Source organism: Clostridium sartagoforme AAU1 (assembly GCF_000401215.1).
In the GTDB taxonomy this organism is placed as follows: domain Bacteria; phylum Bacillota; class Clostridia; order Clostridiales; family Clostridiaceae; genus Clostridium; species Clostridium sartagoforme.
The window spans coordinates 1-16,710 of the sequence record NZ_ASRV01000167.1; the positions used below are offsets into that span (position 1 = coordinate 1).

The 16,710-nt window shown below is 29.8% G+C and carries 15 protein-coding genes and 1 pseudogene; 15 read left to right on the top strand and 1 reads right to left on the bottom strand.

Features of this window, described 5'->3' with window-relative positions:
* The first annotated feature begins 119 nt into the window (after positions 1 to 119).
* The 8 genes and pseudogenes from A500_RS13890 (at position 120) to A500_RS13925 (ending at position 9,135) form a co-directional block, all read left to right on the top strand.
* Positions 120 to 446, top strand: coding sequence for a PucR family transcriptional regulator (locus tag A500_RS13890; protein WP_016208200.1), 327 nt, complete (start codon positions 120 to 122; stop codon positions 444 to 446).
* Between the two features lie 109 nt (positions 447 to 555).
* Positions 556 to 1,818, top strand: coding sequence for a GntP family permease (locus A500_RS13895; RefSeq protein ID WP_016208201.1), 1,263 nt, complete (start codon positions 556 to 558; stop codon positions 1,816 to 1,818).
* A 70-nt stretch (positions 1,819 to 1,888) separates the two neighbouring features.
* Complete coding sequence (locus tag A500_RS13900) at positions 1,889 to 3,016, top strand: glycerate kinase family protein (RefSeq protein WP_016208202.1); 1,128 nt, start codon at positions 1,889 to 1,891, stop codon at positions 3,014 to 3,016.
* 113 nt (positions 3,017 to 3,129) lie between these two features.
* Positions 3,130 to 4,224, top strand: coding sequence for an ABC transporter permease (locus A500_RS13905; protein WP_016208203.1), 1,095 nt, complete (start codon positions 3,130 to 3,132; stop codon positions 4,222 to 4,224).
* The gene (locus tag A500_RS13910; RefSeq protein WP_016208204.1) at positions 4,224 to 4,895 is read left to right on the top strand and encodes an ABC transporter ATP-binding protein; all 672 of its coding nucleotides are present in this window, start codon (positions 4,224 to 4,226) and stop codon (positions 4,893 to 4,895) included. The genes A500_RS13905 and A500_RS13910 overlap by 1 nt, the downstream gene beginning before the upstream one ends.
* A gap of 78 nt (positions 4,896 to 4,973) precedes the next feature.
* Positions 4,974 to 5,596 (top strand): annotated as a pseudogene (locus tag A500_RS13915) (response regulator transcription factor).
* A gap of 12 nt (positions 5,597 to 5,608) precedes the next feature.
* Positions 5,609 to 6,721 carry a sensor histidine kinase gene (locus A500_RS13920; protein ID WP_016208207.1) on the top strand — a complete coding sequence of 371 codons (1,113 nt, stop codon included), beginning with the start codon at positions 5,609 to 5,611 and terminating at the stop codon, positions 6,719 to 6,721.
* 470 nt (positions 6,722 to 7,191) lie between these two features.
* Positions 7,192 to 9,135: a KUP/HAK/KT family potassium transporter gene (locus A500_RS13925; protein WP_016208208.1), complete on the top strand. Its 1,944-nt coding sequence runs from the start codon at positions 7,192 to 7,194 to the stop codon at positions 9,133 to 9,135.
* 267 nt (positions 9,136 to 9,402) lie between these two features.
* Here A500_RS13925 and A500_RS13930 read toward each other — a convergent pair whose 3' ends face one another.
* Positions 9,403 to 11,499, bottom strand: a complete 2,097-nt coding sequence (locus A500_RS13930; RefSeq protein ID WP_016208209.1) for a BglG family transcription antiterminator — start codon at positions 11,497 to 11,499, stop codon at positions 9,403 to 9,405.
* 316 nt (positions 11,500 to 11,815) lie between these two features.
* On the opposite strand from A500_RS13930, the gene A500_RS13935 reads away from it, so the two are divergent.
* The 7 genes from A500_RS13935 to A500_RS13965 all read left to right on the top strand — a co-directional run bounded on the left by A500_RS13935 (position 11,816) and on the right by A500_RS13965 (position 16,704).
* The gene (locus tag A500_RS13935; RefSeq protein WP_016208210.1) at positions 11,816 to 12,076 is read left to right on the top strand and encodes an HPr family phosphocarrier protein; all 261 of its coding nucleotides are present in this window, start codon (positions 11,816 to 11,818) and stop codon (positions 12,074 to 12,076) included.
* Positions 12,077 to 12,110: 34 nt separating this feature from the next.
* Positions 12,111 to 12,518 (top strand): hypothetical protein, encoded by a 408-nt coding sequence (locus tag A500_RS13940; protein WP_016208211.1) that lies wholly within the window; start codon positions 12,111 to 12,113, stop codon positions 12,516 to 12,518.
* Between the two features lie 47 nt (positions 12,519 to 12,565).
* Positions 12,566 to 13,024 (top strand): PTS sugar transporter subunit IIA, encoded by a 459-nt coding sequence (locus A500_RS13945; protein ID WP_016208212.1) that lies wholly within the window; start codon positions 12,566 to 12,568, stop codon positions 13,022 to 13,024.
* 29 nt (positions 13,025 to 13,053) lie between these two features.
* Positions 13,054 to 13,353 carry a PTS sugar transporter subunit IIB gene (locus A500_RS13950; protein WP_016208213.1) on the top strand — a complete coding sequence of 100 codons (300 nt, stop codon included), beginning with the start codon at positions 13,054 to 13,056 and terminating at the stop codon, positions 13,351 to 13,353.
* 36 nt (positions 13,354 to 13,389) lie between these two features.
* A complete protein-coding gene (locus A500_RS13955) occupies positions 13,390 to 14,823 on the top strand; it encodes a PTS transporter subunit IIC (RefSeq protein ID WP_016208214.1) in 1,434 nt (477 codons plus the stop codon).
* Between the two features lie 127 nt (positions 14,824 to 14,950).
* Positions 14,951 to 15,997, top strand: coding sequence for a 2-hydroxyacid dehydrogenase (locus A500_RS13960; RefSeq protein ID WP_016208215.1), 1,047 nt, complete (start codon positions 14,951 to 14,953; stop codon positions 15,995 to 15,997).
* A 23-nt stretch (positions 15,998 to 16,020) separates the two neighbouring features.
* Positions 16,021 to 16,704, top strand: a complete 684-nt coding sequence (locus tag A500_RS13965) for an L-fuculose-phosphate aldolase (protein WP_016208216.1) — start codon at positions 16,021 to 16,023, stop codon at positions 16,702 to 16,704.
* Positions 16,705 to 16,710 lie beyond the last annotated feature (6 nt).

Here is a 16,710-nt window from a genome sequence, read left to right on the forward strand (position 1 = left end):
AATTTAATAGAGGATTTACTTGAAAAAGGAAGAGAAGAAATAAATTTAATAATATTTTTAAAAAATCAGATATATTATCAAAGACCTTTTATAAAGGAATAAGTACTGTAAATATAGCAATGGCTTTAGGTATAAAGAAAAAAGTAATAAGAGATGAAGATGCTATTTTTTATTCTGAAATAGAGAAAATAGTAAAAAATAAAGATTCAAAATTATTATTAGAGAAGATACAAGAAGGTGGAGAAGAGCTTATAGATACTTTTAGAGTTTTTGTAAGTGAAAATTTTGAAAGGGGTAAGGTAGCAGAATTATTACATATTCATAGAAATACTTTAAGCTATAGGTTATCTAAAATAGAAGAATTAACAGGGTTATCCTTTAATAATTCCATTGATATTTTTAGATTAATAAACACTTATATTTATTACAATATATATTCACATTAACAAAGATATTTAAATAAAGATTGTGCAAGTTCACAATGAAAACATTTTCTAATGAAGCTACAATAAAATTGTAATTATTAATAAAAGATTTGAAAGAAGGGTTTAGAAAATGGATGTTATTTCAGTATCAGCGTTAGGTGCAATAGTTGCACTTATAATTTCAATCACTTTAATTATTAAAAAAATTCATCCAGCATATGCACTAATTTTAGGAGCATTAATTGGGGGCTTAGTAGGTGGAGTTTCATTAATTAATACTGTTAATTTCATGATGGATGGGGCAAAGGGAATGATAACTGCTATCCTTAGAATTTTAACAGCGGGTGTTTTAGCAGGAGTTCTTATTGAATCAGGAGCAGCTATTAAAATAGCAGAAACAATAGTTAGTAAAATAGGTCAGCAAAGAGCACTTATAGCATTAGCAATAGCTACAATGCTTTTAACTATGGTTGGAGTATTTATAGATGTAGCAGTTATTACAGTTTCTCCAATAGCTATAGCAATTGCAAAGAAAGCAAATCTTAGTAAGCCAGCAATTTTGTTAGCTATGATAGGTGGAGGAAAAGCAGGGAATTTGATGTCACCAAATCCAAATGCTATAGTAGCATCAGAAAACTTACAAGTACCTCTAACAAGCTTAATGATTGCAGGAATTATACCAGCAATATTTGGAGTTATAGTAACTTGTATGTTAGCAAAATGGATAGATAAAAAAGGTGTAAAAATTCAAAATATAGAAGGTGAAGAAAAAGAATCTAAAGAGTTACCAAGCTTTATAGCAGCAATTTCAGGTCCTATAATAACAATAATATTACTTATGTTAAGACCTATTTCAGGAATAGTTATAGATCCATTAATAGCGCTACCAGTTGGAGGTATAATTGGAGCAATAATAATGGGTAAGGGAAAATATATTTCAGATTATGCAGTAGTTGGTTTAAATAAAATGAGTGGTGTTGCAATTCTTTTACTTGGAACAGGAACTTTAGCAGGTATAATTTCTAACTCACAATTAAAAGATTTAATTATAAATGGAGTTGATAAAGTTGGTTTGCCTAGTATATTATTAGCACCAATAGCTGGTATATTAATGTCAGCAGCAACAGCATCAACTACCTCAGGAACAGCGGTTGGAACATCGGTATTTGGACCTACAATCCTTGAACTTGGAATACCAGGATTAAATGCAGCAGCTATGATACATAGTGGAGCTACTGTACTAGATCATCTTCCACATGGAAGCTTCTTTCATGCAACAGGTGGAAGTGTAGGCATGGAAATAAAAGAAAGATTAAAACTTATACCTTATGAATCTTTAGTAGGTTTAGTAATGACAATAGTATCAACAATAGTATTTGGAGTAATTTTATAGAATAGTAAATATAGAAAATTATTAATGGTTAAGTATTAATTGTTAACTGTTAAAAGTGGAGGTAGAAAAAATGAAATTCGTATTAGCACCAGACTCATTTAAAGAAAGTATGACAGCAAAAGAAGCCTGTGATGCAATGGAAAGAGCTATAAAAAAAGTTGTTAAAGATGCAGAATGTATAAAGGTTCCAATGGCAGATGGCGGAGAAGGTACTGTAGAAGCTTTAGTTATGGCTACAGAAGGAAAACTTGTAGAAACATTTGTAACTCCTCCAATTGGAAAAGAAAAAGTAAAGGCAACTTATGGACTTCTTGGAGATGGAAGTAAGGCTATAATAGAAATGGCAAGTGCAAGCGGAATACAACTTGTAAAAAGAGAAGAAAGAAATCCTTTAATAGCTACAACCTTTGGAACAGGGGAACTAATATTAGATGCAATAAAAAATGGAGCAAAGCATATCTTAATTGGAATAGGAGGAAGTGCTACTAACGATGGTGGAGCTGGTATGATACAAGCTTTAGGTGGACACTTATTAGATGATAAGGGCAATGAACTTCATTTTGGTGGAGCTGCTTTATCAAAGCTTAATAAGATAGATTTAAGTAATTTAAATGAAAGTCTTAACGGAGTGACCTTTGAAGTTGCTTGTGATGTTACTAATCCATTAATAGGAGAAAAGGGAGCATCAAGAATATTTGGTCCTCAAAAAGGTGCTACAGAAGAAATGATAGTATCTTTAGATAAAGCTTTAGAAAACTATGCTAATGTAATAAAAAATGATTTAGGAAAAGATGTTGCTTATATTGAAGGAGCAGGTGCAGCAGGAGGCCTTGGAGCGGCACTTTTAGCATTTCTTAATGCAAAGCTTTTAAGAGGAATAGAATTAATAATCAAACATACCGACCTTGAATCCAAAATAGAAGGAGCCGACTTTGTATTTACTGGTGAAGGGGGTATAGATAGTCAAACTATATTTGGAAAAACTCCCATGGGGGTTGCGTCAGCAGCAAAAAGACAAGGGGTAAAAACTATTGCTTTTGCTGGTAAAGTAGAAGATGGATCAGAAAATCTATATGATATAGGAATAACTTCTATTTTTGGAATACTAAGAGGATTAACTTCTTTAGATGAAGCACTAAAAGATGGAGCAAAAAATTTAGAAAAAACAGTAGAAAATGTTGTTAGAACATTAATTTAAATTTATTAAAAAACCTTTCTAATAATTTAGAAAGGTTTTTTTGCGTCATATTCAGGTCATATTCTTGAACTATATTAAGTTAAAAATATTAAACATAGAGAAAGAGGTAACAAATGAAATTAGCATGGAAAGAATTAAAATACAATAAGAAGAAATATTTATTAGTTGAGATGATATTAGTTTTAATGATATTTATGGTACTCTTTTTATCAGGGCTTGCAAATGGACTTGGAAGAGCAGTAAGTTCAGCAATTGATAATGTAGATGCAAAGAATTTTATAATTAGTGAGGATTCTGAAAATCTAATTACAGTTTCTAATTTATCTACAGAGGATTATGAAATGATTAGAGACAAGACACAAAATAATGTAGCAGTATTAAATATGCAGAGAATGTATATTTTAAAATCAGGTGAAGAAAGTAAGATTAATTTAACATATTTTGCAATTGATACAGAAAGCTTCATATTGCCTAAAATTACAGAAGGGACTGCATTTATAGATACGGATTCTGAAAATACGATTGTTTTAAATGATTCTTTTAAAGAAGAGGGCATAATAATAGGTGATATAGTAGAAGATTCATCAACAGGAATTAAAATGACAGTAGTAGGTTTTACAAGTGATGAAATGTATGGTCATACACCAGTTGGGTTTATATCTATAAAAACATATATAGATATAAGAAAAGAATTGAATCCTAATTACGAACTACAATATAATGCAATTGCAGTACAAGGTGAAAATATAGAAGAAATTAATATTGATGGAGTAAAGGTAGTTGATAAGGGAACTATTATTGAAAATATTCCAGGTTATTCTGCAGAGCAAACTACAATAAAAATGATATTATGGGTTTTAGTAGTTATTTCAGCAGCAATATTAGGTGTTTTCTTTTATGTTATAACTATTCAAAAAGAAAAGCAGTTTGGAGTGTTAAAAGCAATTGGAATGGAGATGAAAGAATTAACTAATTTTATTGTTAGCCAAGTTATAATGCTAGCATTAATAGGAGTTGTTTTTGGAAATGCATTAGCTTTTGGTATAGCATCAATACTTCCAAGTAGTATGCCTTTTTATTTAAAAGTAAGCTCTGCATGTTCAATTTCAGTTATATTTATTTTAATATCAATTTTATGTAGTATTATTTCTACAAGAAAAGTAGCAAAAGTAGATCCAATGATTACAATAGGTGGAGGTAACGAATAATGAATGAATATGCATTACAGCTTAAGAATATAACAAAAAAATATCATGATGGAGAAAGTGAAAATATAGTTTTAAAAGATATTTCTCTAAATGTAAAACATGGAGAATTTGTAGCAATAGTTGGGCCATCAGGTTCTGGGAAAAGTACACTGCTTTCCATAGCGGGGATGCTTTTATCTCCAAATAGTGGGGAGATAGTTTTAAATGGTAAATGCTTATCAGATGAAAAACAAAAAAATTGGACTAAAATTAGAAGAAAGCAAATTGGGTTCATTTTTCAAAATCATCAGTTACTACCTTATCTTACTGTTGAAGACCAATTGAAATTAGTTAAAAATATGAATAAAAAAGTTTCTCTTGATGTAAATGAAACATTAAAAGAGCTTGGATTAAAAGATTGTGCAAAAAAATATCCAAGTAATATGTCTGGTGGGGAAAAACAAAGAATTGCTATAGCTAGGGCATTTATGAATAATCCAGATGTTATCTTAGCAGATGAACCTACAGCTAGTTTAGATGGAACTAGAGGCAGACAGGTAGTTGAAATGATTAAAAAAGAAGTAATGAAGCATAATAAAGCTGCAGTTATGGTAACACATGATGAACGTATTTTAGACTTAGTAGATGTAATTTATCGTATGGACAAAGGAATATTAGTGAGAGATAATTAAAAGAAAACTAACATAGAGAGGTTGGTGGAGGTATTGTTTTCTATTCTTGTTGTTGAAGATGATATGACTCTAAATAAGATGATATCTGCAAAATTAAAAAAAGAAAACTACCAGGTTTTTTCCTCCTTTGATGGACAGCAAGCATTAGATATTATGGATAAAAACCATATCGATTTAATTATTAGCGATATAATGATGCCAAATAAAAATGGATATGAACTTGTTAAAGAATTAAGAAATGCTTCATATATGCTACCAATTCTAATGGTTACAGCAAAGGACCAAATGGAAGATATGGAAAAGGGCTTTATGGTAGGTAGTGATGATTATATGATAAAACCTATTAATATGAAAGAAATGGTCCTTAGAGTAAAGGCACTTCTTAGAAGAGCACAAATTGCAAATGAAAAAAGATAATAGTTGGAAATACTATATTAGATTATGATGCATTAACTGTTAATACAGATACTGAAAGTTATGATATGCCACCAAAGGAATTTTATTTACTATTTAAATTACTTAGCAATCCCAATAAAATATTCACAAGGTATGAATTGATGGATGAAATATGGGGAATGGAAAATGATATTAATGATCGTACTGTTGATTCACATATTAAAAAGCTTAGAAGAAAATTTGAAAAAAGTAATGATTTTGAAATTGTAACAGTCAGGGGATTAGGATACAAGGCAAAGCTTTAAATGGAGAGAATTATGAAGAAACTAAGTAATATTAGAACTAAGAAAAAGCAAAAAAAATTAAAAATGTCATTAAGAATACACTTTTCATTAGTAGCAATTGCTACACTGACTTTTTCATGTATTATTTCTTGTGTTATTGTACTGCTAGGCATGAAGCTTTTTTATAAGGGTGAAGTTACAATGCCAATATCAATCTTTATGTGCATTTTTGCTTGTATTATGACGATTGTATTAGGTGGAATACTTCTTTGGGTAGGTACAGCACATTTTATAAAGCCTATTATAGAAGTTAGTAATGCAGTAAAAAAAGTTTCAGAAGGTGATTTTACAGTTAAAATTAAGAGAAATGAAAAATTAAGAGGAAAATACGAGTATAGCAATGAGATTGATGAACTTGCTGAAAGTGTTAATAAGATGTCAGCTGAATTAAGTGGAATGGATTATATGCGAAAAGACTTTATGAGCAATGTATCCCATGAGGTAAAGACTCCTGTTGCTGCTATTACAGGATTTTCAGAACTACTTATGGATGGTGGATTAAGTAAAGAAGAAGAACAAGAGTATTTAGGATATGTATATAATGAATCAGTAAGATTATCAAAACTATCTGAAAATATGTTACAGCTTTCTAGGTTAGACAATCAGTCTATTGTTGATAAGAACAAAGAATTTTCTTTAGATGAACAGCTTCGTAAATGCATAATTATGTTATCAGAAAAATGGGATAACAGAGAGAATAATTTTGATCTGCAGCTAGATAAAGTCATTATTAAGAGTAATTATGATTTACTTTATCAGGTATGGACAAATTTAATTGATAATGCAATTAAATACTCAAGGCCTAAAAGTACTATTAAAATTATATTAACTTCTATAGATGATAATGTAGAGGTAATAATTTGTGATGAAGGAATTGGTATTTCAGAAGAAAAAACAACTAGAATCTTTGAAAGGTTTTATCAGTGTGATGAATCGCATAAAAATTTAGGAAATGGTCTTGGCCTTTCTATTGTAAAAAGGATATTAGAGCTTTTAGGTGGGAAAATATACTGTGAAAGTAAAATAGGTGAAGGAACTAAAATGACTATTCTAATTAAGAAAGAGGAATTCACTACTAAACTGTGATAATCTTCTGGAGTAGCATTAGCAGCTGCTGTTAAGCTATCAATAAAATAGATAAGGAGAATATATATTAACAGATTGAATATCCTCTTCACCATTTATAGTACCAAGAGGAAGACGTTACACTAATATATAAAAGTTAATATGACAGAAGTATAAGGCCTGTGGAAATAATATTAAAAATATATTATTTCACAGTCCTTTTTTTATAAAAACTAAAGAAAATCAGCATAAAAAATATAAATAAAGAGATAATATATGCAAGATTTGAGATAACGGGGATAGATAGATAAAATTAACGTTCATATAAGGATATAAGCATGTTGTTTTAAATATAATATTGCTATAAAATATTGATTTTGAGAGCGACATTATTCTATAAAATAATAACTTTTACAAATAGAGATTAAAAAAATTGCGTAATATGTAGTTATATGAATTAATATTGTAAGAAATGTAGGAAGGTATACAAAATGAAAGTTAACAAAAAAGTTAGTATAGCATCTCTTTTAGTAGCACTAGGTATTGTGTATGGAGATATAGGAACATCACCGCTTTATGTTATGAAATCAATGCTTATGGTAGACAATGGACATGTATCAAAAGATCTTATTTTAGGAGGGGTGTCTCTTGTTATATGGACATTGACCCTTCAAACAACAATAAAGTATGTAATGATAACTTTAGAAGCTGATAATAAAGGTGAAGGAGGAATATTTTCATTATATACCTTGGTAAGAAAAAAGGCTAAATGGCTAATAATACCTGCTGTTGTAGGGGGGGCAACATTACTTGCAGATGGAATGATTACACCACCTGTAACTGTAACTTCTGCAATAGAAGGACTAAACTTAGTTATACCAATTGAAACAAGAGGTATAATTATAATTGTAATAACTATATTAACACTATTATTTTTGCTTCAAAGATTTGGAACAGATGTAATAGGAAAAGTCTTTGGACCTATGATGGTTATATGGTTTGTAATGTTATTTATTTTAGGTATAGTTCAAGTAGCACAATTCCCTGGTATAATAAAGGCTATAAATCCTTATTATGGTATACACTTATTAATAACAAGTCCTAGAAGTGTATATATTTTAGGCGCAGTATTTCTTTGTACTACAGGAGCAGAAGCTCTTTATTCAGATCTTGGGCATTGTGGTAAAAGAAATATTCATTATACATGGGTATTTGTAAAAATAAGTTTAATATTTAATTACTTAGGTCAAGGTGCATGGCTTATGTTAAGAGAAGGAAATGTGATTAAAGAAAATCCATTTTTCTTAATTATGCCGGAATGGTTTATAATACCTGGCACTATAATAGCTACAATTGCAGCAATAATAGCTAGTCAAGCCCTTATAACTGGTTCATTTACATTAGTTTCTGAAGCTATTAAGTTGAATTTATTTCCAAAGCTTCAAGTTAGATATCCAAATGAAGATAAGGGCAAAGTTTATATACCAGCAGTAAACATGTTACTTTATATTGGATGTGTACTATTAGTACTAAAATTTCAAAAATCAGAACATATGGAAGCTGCATATGGACTAGCAATTACAATAACAATGCTTATGACAACTATATTATTATCTCAATACATAAGGTATATTAAAAAGAAATCATCAATGGCAATAATGATTTTTATTGTTTTTACTATTATAGAGGCTGCTTTCTTGTATGCTAACTTATTTAAATTTATTAATGGTGGATATGTAACAATTATAATTGCTGGTGCATTGATATTTTTAATGTATATATGGATTTATGGTACAGTTATAAGAAAGAGATTTAGTCAGTACGTTGGTATATTATGTTTTAAAAAGCACTTTAGATCATTAAAAGATGATAAGGAACTACCTTTATTTGCAACAAATCTTGTATATTTAACAGAATCTCAAAATTATGAAGAAATTGAAAGTAAAATAATCTTTTCCATTTTTAATAAGCAACCTAAGCGTGCAAAGTTTTATTGGTTTGTAAATGTTAAGGTAACAGATGAACCATATACAAAAGAATATAATGTAAAAACAATAGTACCACATGAAGCATTTTATATTCAATTTAACCTTGGATTTCGTGTAGAACAAAAGATAAATATATTTTTATATCAAGTTATTCAAGACCTTGTACTTAGTGAGGAGATAAAATATACTCCAAAGGAATATATGATAGGTCATAGTAATAAACATCTTGTTGGAGATTTTAAATTTGTATTATTACAAGAAATACTTTCAAATGAAAGTGAATTATCTAGATGGGATAATTTTGTTACAAGTACTAAATTATTAATAAAGAAATTAACTGTTTCACCAGAGAAATGGTTTGGAATAGATACTAGTATTGTTAGAATAGAGAAAGTTCCTATCATCATAGGTAATGGAGAAACCTTAAAATTAACACGAATAGATTAATAATGAATATTAGTCTTTTAATAAGTTATTTATTAGTATATAACTTATATCATACATAAATAATACTTCTATATTTTAGGCAGCTTTTCCTATTGCAAATGGACAAAGAGTTGTTTTAGAAATTGCTTTTTGAATATTTAACAATGGAATTTAAAAAGATGACTTCTGTTAAATACAGAAATCATCTTTCCAATGCTGTTTAGGTCTTTTTTTATTGTTTTTGACAAATGATATAGAGTGTATTTTCTTTAACTTTATATTGCTATCTTATAACTTTTTTTCTTTTTTTACTTCATTATCTTCATAATATCTAAATATATCAACAATCTCTCTTTTGCTTTTAGCAGCCATAATCTTATCCACTGCTATAGGGTTACAAAGAGTATTCATTGTAGTGAAAAGCATATTAAGATTTTTCTTAGTATCTATAATAGAAAGCATAATTATTATCTTTATCGGATCATTAGTTTTGTGACCAAACTCCACAGGACTTTTTAACCTTACAAAGGAGGCCCCTAGCTTTTTCGCTCCATCTTTAGGAGCTGCATGGGCAATAGCAATTCCTGGTGCAAATACAAAATAAGGTCCGTTGTCTATTACATTATTAACTACAGCTCTAATATAATCTGGTGTTATTATATCTTTCCATAGAAGCGGTTCTCCAGATAAAATAATTGATTCCTTCCAATTTTCTACCTCTTTATCTAAAATAATTAATTCCTCTGTTAAAAGAGAAGAAAACCTATTTTCACCTTGAACTTTATTTATCATTTCCTTCACTTCATTTCTATTGTTGGAAAAGTTATTTATCATGGATTCTTTAGTTTCTTCTCTCTTTTCAACGACTTTATTCAATCTTATTTTATTGAGAAAATTAGATATTATTATATTAATATGTGCTATATCCTTATCAGATAAAATAGGGTTTACTTGAATCCAAGGGCTAGATATACTAACTAAAGGAATAGTACTAATAATTAAATCACAATTTATCTTATCCTTGTCCACATATTCCTTCAGCTTATGTGAAGATATTATCTCCAGTATATTTAATTTAAAGTGCTTTGATAATCTTTCAGCTAAAAAGTGTGAAGTTCCAAAGCCTACATGGCAAACAATAATTACATTAGGAATAATAAGATTTTGTCTCATCTTTTCTAGGGAAGCTTCTATATGCATTAATATGTAAGAACTTTCATCTTCATTAATTCTTACATTAAGATTTTCCTCCAAAAAGCTAATATTATCCCTAATTATTTTAAAATCTTCAGGATAGGTGGCAATAAGCTGTCCCTTATATGGATTTATTAAAGTGTCTCCTTCTTTTATTCTGTGGCAAACTCTAGCTACATGAGCTGTTAAAAATTCCTGTAACTTATATTCTTCTTGAAGGCTTATATTGAAATCTTGAGATAAGTTATACAAAAATCCCTTAACTATTATATAGTAATTCATCATATCTTGATTAACAGGGGTGGTATTTTTATAAGTTATTTTATATCTTAATTTATCAGCTAAGTATAGAATATCTCCTCTAGAGAATTCTCTATCACCCATAATTAACTTTAATACATAGCCGGATATTTCATAGAAGATATCATTGGAGTTATTATTTATTACATAGGATTCTTCTATATTTCTATTTTTATCTAATCTATAGCATACAATACAAAGAAGTATTAATATTTCATTAAAATCTATATCTGTCATGACTACCTGGAAGTGCGGTTCAAGAATGCAAAGAGCATTTTCAACCATAGATTTGTAAAAATCAAAGTTAATCTGATTCTTTATATAAGAAAGACATATATCTACTGAAGTATTATCTAAGGAGTTTATATTAGAAAGCTCCTTTTCTTTTAAGAAGCTATATATCACGTTTCTTCTGATACTTTCATCTATATCTAAAATATAACCATGTCTTTTATTTTCGGAGAAAAATATACCATGTTTACTTAATATATCACCAGCGGAAGAAATATCCTTCTTTATTGTACTTCTACTAGCAAATAGAGTATCTTCAAGGTCTGCAATGGTTATTGGGGTGTCTGACAATAAAAGCATTATAGATATTATTATTTGCCTTTCTTCGGAAGAAAGTCTATAATCATAAAAGTCATTTTTCGTTGCAATATTTAATATTTCTTTTATTTCAGTATCAGTGCCTATAAAGGATACATTACTTCCATCTCTTAACAGTGCACCTTTGAAACTATTATCTATTAAAAGTTCTTCTATTATAGATATATAGTTCCTAATTGTACGAACATTAACATTGAAGTAATTTCCAAGCTCTGATAAATGAAACTCTTTATTCCTATTATTTATTAAAAAAACTAATAACTCGTAAACCTTATTATTCATATGAAATCCCCCTCTATAACCTTAAATTCTAGTATATAAAACTATTATAAGATAAGTTTGATCAGTATTGTAACTGTTTTCAGTATATTTATATATTTTTGAAGTTAAAACTATTCATAAATTAGAGAAAATTTTTAACCAGTTATAAAAGTTCAATATTTTTCATAAAACAAGTAATTTCATTGCCCTTTTCTATATATTTTTTTGAATATATAATTAAGCCATAGAAAGATTTGGTTTATTTTTACATCTAAAACTGAATCAGATAATTAATAAACAATTATAAATATAAAAATAATTGGTAAAGGAGTAAGTTATGGTGGAGAAAAAATTAACAGTAAAAAATAAAACAGGCATTCATGCTCGCCCAGCTTCTCAACTGGTGAAAGAGTGCTCTCGATTTAAAAGTAAAGTATACATTAAAACTGATGATAAGGAAATTAATGCAAAGAGTATAATAAATCTTTTATCTTCTGGTATATCTCAAGGAACAAAAATTACTCTCTGTACGGAAGGAGAAGATGAAGTAGAAGCTTTAGAAGTTATATCTAGTTTTATTAATAACTTAATAGATTAATTAATGAAATCTCTTTCTATATGGAGGTGATGTTATGAGAAAAGAGATAGATAAAATTCCTTGTCTTTACTGCGGAGAGAAGACTGATAACAGAAAATTTATAATAAATCCTAAAGCAAGGGAGGAACTGCCTTGTTGCAGCACTGAATGTATGCAGGAGGTTAGGAAATTTATTGATTGGGATAGTCATAATAGAATGAAGCTATACATCATGTTATTTGCCTTTGTTATTTTAAATTTAATTTTTATTGGATTTAATTTTGATTCTAGGTGGAGAAATTTACCGCTTTTGTTTATGGCTACTGCTGTTTACTTTTACCCCTTAATTTTTACCCGCTATATTAGGTATCAAGGATTGGGAATTAAAAAGACAGTTAAAGTTACGAAGGTTATTAGCCTTCTTATAGCAGCATTTAGCATTATATTAATAGTGAATTATTAATTCTATAATCTATAGGAAAATAGAAAAGTTTTTAAGGAGAAAAGTAAATGAAATTACTAAATAAAGATTTAATTATTATGAACGCTGATGTATTTTCAGCTGAACAAGGTATAAGATTAGCAGCAGACTTATTCCTTAAGTATGGATATGTAAAGGAAGGCTATGGAGATGCTGTTGTTGAGAGGGAAAAAAATTACCCCACAGGGCTTCCTGGTAAAGGAATTAACATTGCAATTCCACACACTAATAATAAACTTGTAAATAAGCCAGGTATTGCGGTAATTATTCCTAAAAAGCCTATTAAATTTACTATGATGGGTACAGATGATGAAATTTTGGATTGTGAGATTATTATTCCTTTAGTGGTTTTTGATTCACATATGCAAATAAATATGCTAAAAAAAATGATGAAAATTATTCAAAATGGAGAGTTACTTAAGATGATTCGGGACTCCAAGAGTAAAGAAGAAATATTAGCGTGTTTAATTTCTCTAGAAGAGAATTAAAAATAAAAAAATAGAAGGGGGAATTTATTATGAGACCAGTAAAAATTTTATCAGTTTGTGGTTCAGGTACAGTTAGTTCTGCAATGCTTTCATCAAAGCTAGAGGATGTTTTGGAGGAAAATGGCTATTCTATGGATGCAACAGAAGTTGCTCCTGGTGGTGTACCTCTTGCAATGCAAGCAGGTAAATATGATTTAATAGCATATACAAGCCCTGTAGATGGGAACTATGGAGTTCCAGTATTAAATGCTACTCAATTCTTAGTAGGAATCAATGAAGATGAATTCGTTGAACAATTGTTAGAAATACTAAAAGGCTTAAATTTATAAAAAATACAAAAATATAATTTGTAAGGAGAGAATATAATGTCAATTTTTGATTTTTTGAAATCCTTTTTTGATACTTTTGGTAACTATATAACAGTGCCTATAATCATTTTTGTAATTTGTTTGTTCTTTAAGGCGCCTGTTAAAAAAGCATTTGCATCAGCAGTATTAATCGGTGTAGGTCTAAAGGGTATGGCATTTATTACTAGTGCTTTTGGAAGTGTTCTTTCAGAATTGGTTAAACAAATTGTTGATTATACAGGTTTAAGCCTTCCTGCTCTTGATATAGGTTGGCAAGCTGTTGCGTCCGTTGCTTATTCCACTAATATAGGTATGATGTTCATCGGTGTAGGACTTATTTTTCAAATAATATTATGGCTTATAAAATGGACAGATATATTTATGCCTTCAGATTTATGGAATAATTATTCAATTATAGTATGGGGGTCAATGTTATTCCAACTTAGGAATAATCTAATCTTAGCCTTTGCTTTAATGCTTTTCATAAATTTAGTAACACTATTAATTTCAGAAGTAGTACAAAAGCGTTGGTCTGTGTACTACAAATATCCAGGTTGTGCTATGACAGCTCCTCACCATATGGGTGATGCACCAATGTATCTTGGTCTTAATATCATCTTCAGTAAATTAGGTATGGATAAAATAAAGGTAAATCCGGACACTATCCGTAAGAGAATTGGATTCTTAGGAGAACCAATGTATATAGGAATAATAGTTGGTCTTATTTTAGGAGTAGTAGGAAACTTTAGTAATCTTGGTACTATGAAGGCTTGGGGCCAAATTGCTAATGTAACTGTTACCTGCTCCGCAGTAATGGCAATATTCCCTAAAATAGCTGGTATATTTGCTTCTGGATTCACAGCTTTAACAGACTATTCAAGAAAAACTCTTAAAAAGAGTAAATATGGAAAGAATAGAGAATTTATAATATCTGTAAACGATGCCTTAGGGTATGGAGAAGCTGCTACTCTTACTACTGGATTATTAGTTATTCCGTTTGCTGTATTAATAGCTTTCTTATTACCTGGAAATGTAGTTATCCCTGTTATGGTATTGCCTTCATTACCTTATATGGTAGAAGTTCCTGTTTGTTTATCTAATGGTAATATTATGAAGTCGTGGGTAATGGCATGTATAGTATTTATAGCAAAGATTCTTATGGCTTCATATTGGGCAGGCACATTTACTCAAGTTGCTGCTAATGCAGGTTTTGAGTCTGCTATAACAGCATTAGCTGGGGGTACATTAATAATTGGATTTATAATGTCAAACTGTACAGCTGGACTTATAACCATGGCATTTTTAACAATGAATCCTATTATAATCGGAGCTGTAGTAGTAGCTTATCTTGTATTATATGTATTATTTAAAAAGAACAAAGCTTCTGTTCATGAATATCTTGAAAACTTAGCTCTTGGTAACCAGGATTCTGAATCAACAGTAGTTAGCTAAATTATATAATTTATTTTATTAAAGATACTGTTTGATTCTTAAAAAAAGACAAACAGTATCTTATTTACAGAAGATTAAAGTTTTATAAGATATATAAATGATCGCAATATTGAAAGGAGAATAAACAATGAAAATATTAGTTATAGGTGATCGTATCGTAAGCTGTGAACTTCTAGTTGAAGCTGCACAAACTCTTTCTATTAATGAAGAAGTTACTATAAAAGAAATCCTTTGGGATAGTGAGAGCAGGCAGGATTTTCAAAAGAAAGCATTAAACATAGAAAAAAGTGGTCCTGAAGCAGAAGAGATTCCAGTAGAGGCATATAAAGAAATAGAAGATACAGATATATTACTAACACACTTTTGCCCAGTTCCTAAAGATTTAATAGATAAAGGTAGGCAATTAAAGCTAATAGGTACTTGCCGTGGTGGTATGGAGCATATAGATATTGATGCTGCTACAGCAAAAAACATACCAGTTATACATTGTATTCGTAACGCAGAGGCTACTTCAGATTTTGCTGTAGGATTAATGTTTGCTGAAACAAGAAATATTGCAAGAGCTCATGCAGCAATAAAAAATGGTAATTGGAGAAAGGATTATATTAATAATAATTATACTACATCAATGAGAGATATGACTGTAGGTATTGTAGGTTTAGGTCATATAGGAAAGCTAGTAGCTGAAAAATGTATCGGAATAGGAATGAAGGTTATAGCTTATGATCCATTTATAACTCAAGGAAAAATAAATGATATAGGATTAAAGGTAACAATGGTTTCTTGTGAAGATATATTTAAAACCTCTGATATTGTATCTTTGCACCTAAGGGTTACTCCTGCTACTAAAAACTTTGTCAATGAAGATTTAATCAAATTAATGAAGCCTACAGCTTATTTAATAAACACATCAAGAGCAGGGGTATTAGATAAGAATGCTTTAGTTAATGCCTTGGAAAAGAAAATAATAGGTGGTGCTGCCTTAGATGTTTTTTGGGAAGAACCATTATCTTCAGAAGATCCAATTTTACAGTTAGACAATATAACTTTAACTCCTCATAATGCAGGTAATGTTGTAGATGCTCTGCCAAAGTCACCGCTGCTGCTTGCAAGAACTATAAATGATTTTTGGAAAACAGGTAAAAGTGATATGGTAATTAATTTAAATAAATAGAAATATGGAAGGAAGTAATAATTATGTTAATGGAAAAAGAGAGATTAGAAGTTGTTGAATATGGAAAATTAATGAGTTCCTCTGGTCTTAGCAAAGGAACAAGTGGAAATATAAGTATATATAATCCGAAAACTGGATACATGGCAATAAGCCCATCTGGTATAGGCTACTTTGAAACTCAGCCTGAAGATGTTGTAATTATGGATTTAGATGGAAATATAATTGATGGTACAAAGAAACCCTCTAGTGAGCATGATCTTCATAGCATATTTTATAAAGAAAAACCTGATGCTAGGGCTGTTGTTCATACTCACTCTACCTATTGTACAACTTTTGCATGTTTAAATCAGCCGTTAAAGGCAGTTCACTATGTAATAGGAGGAGCTGGAGTGGCTACAGTACCTTGTGCTGAATATGCAACATTTGGTTCACCAGAACTTGCTCACAATGTAATCACTGCTTGTAGTAAGGGAAAGGCAGTACTTTTAGCAAATCATGGTCTTGTTACCTGTGGTCCTAGCCTTAAAAAAGCTTTTGGTTTAGCAGTAAATATGGAGTTCGTAGCAGAAATGCAATGGCGTGGAATGGCAGTAGGAAAACCTGTTGTTCTAGAAGATAAGGAAATGGACCATGTTATGGAATGCTTTAAATCCTATGGACAACCAGCAAAAAAATCTGAAGAAAATAAGGATGGCAATAGCTATTAAGGGAGA

Excerpts from the sequence above, each read along its gene's own strand:
- A500_RS13890 (WP_016208200.1), top strand. The coding sequence starts at position 120 with ATGGCTTTAGGTATAAAGAAAAAAGTAATAAGAGATGAAGATGCTATT.
- A500_RS13895 (WP_016208201.1), top strand. The coding sequence starts at position 556 with ATGGATGTTATTTCAGTATCAGCGTTAGGTGCAATAGTTGCACTTATA.
- A500_RS13900 (WP_016208202.1), top strand. The coding sequence starts at position 1,889 with ATGAAATTCGTATTAGCACCAGACTCATTTAAAGAAAGTATGACAGCA.
- A500_RS13905 (WP_016208203.1), top strand. The coding sequence starts at position 3,130 with ATGAAATTAGCATGGAAAGAATTAAAATACAATAAGAAGAAATATTTA.
- A500_RS13910 (WP_016208204.1), top strand. The coding sequence starts at position 4,224 with ATGAATGAATATGCATTACAGCTTAAGAATATAACAAAAAAATATCAT.
- A500_RS13920 (WP_016208207.1), top strand. The coding sequence starts at position 5,609 with ATGAAGAAACTAAGTAATATTAGAACTAAGAAAAAGCAAAAAAAATTA.
- A500_RS13925 (WP_016208208.1), top strand. The coding sequence starts at position 7,192 with ATGAAAGTTAACAAAAAAGTTAGTATAGCATCTCTTTTAGTAGCACTA.
- A500_RS13930 (WP_016208209.1), bottom strand. The coding sequence starts at position 11,499 with ATGAATAATAAGGTTTACGAGTTATTAGTTTTTTTAATAAATAATAGG.
- A500_RS13935 (WP_016208210.1), top strand. The coding sequence starts at position 11,816 with ATGGTGGAGAAAAAATTAACAGTAAAAAATAAAACAGGCATTCATGCT.
- A500_RS13940 (WP_016208211.1), top strand. The coding sequence starts at position 12,111 with ATGAGAAAAGAGATAGATAAAATTCCTTGTCTTTACTGCGGAGAGAAG.
- A500_RS13945 (WP_016208212.1), top strand. The coding sequence starts at position 12,566 with ATGAAATTACTAAATAAAGATTTAATTATTATGAACGCTGATGTATTT.
- A500_RS13950 (WP_016208213.1), top strand. The coding sequence starts at position 13,054 with ATGAGACCAGTAAAAATTTTATCAGTTTGTGGTTCAGGTACAGTTAGT.
- A500_RS13955 (WP_016208214.1), top strand. The coding sequence starts at position 13,390 with ATGTCAATTTTTGATTTTTTGAAATCCTTTTTTGATACTTTTGGTAAC.
- A500_RS13960 (WP_016208215.1), top strand. The coding sequence starts at position 14,951 with ATGAAAATATTAGTTATAGGTGATCGTATCGTAAGCTGTGAACTTCTA.
- A500_RS13965 (WP_016208216.1), top strand. The coding sequence starts at position 16,021 with ATGTTAATGGAAAAAGAGAGATTAGAAGTTGTTGAATATGGAAAATTA.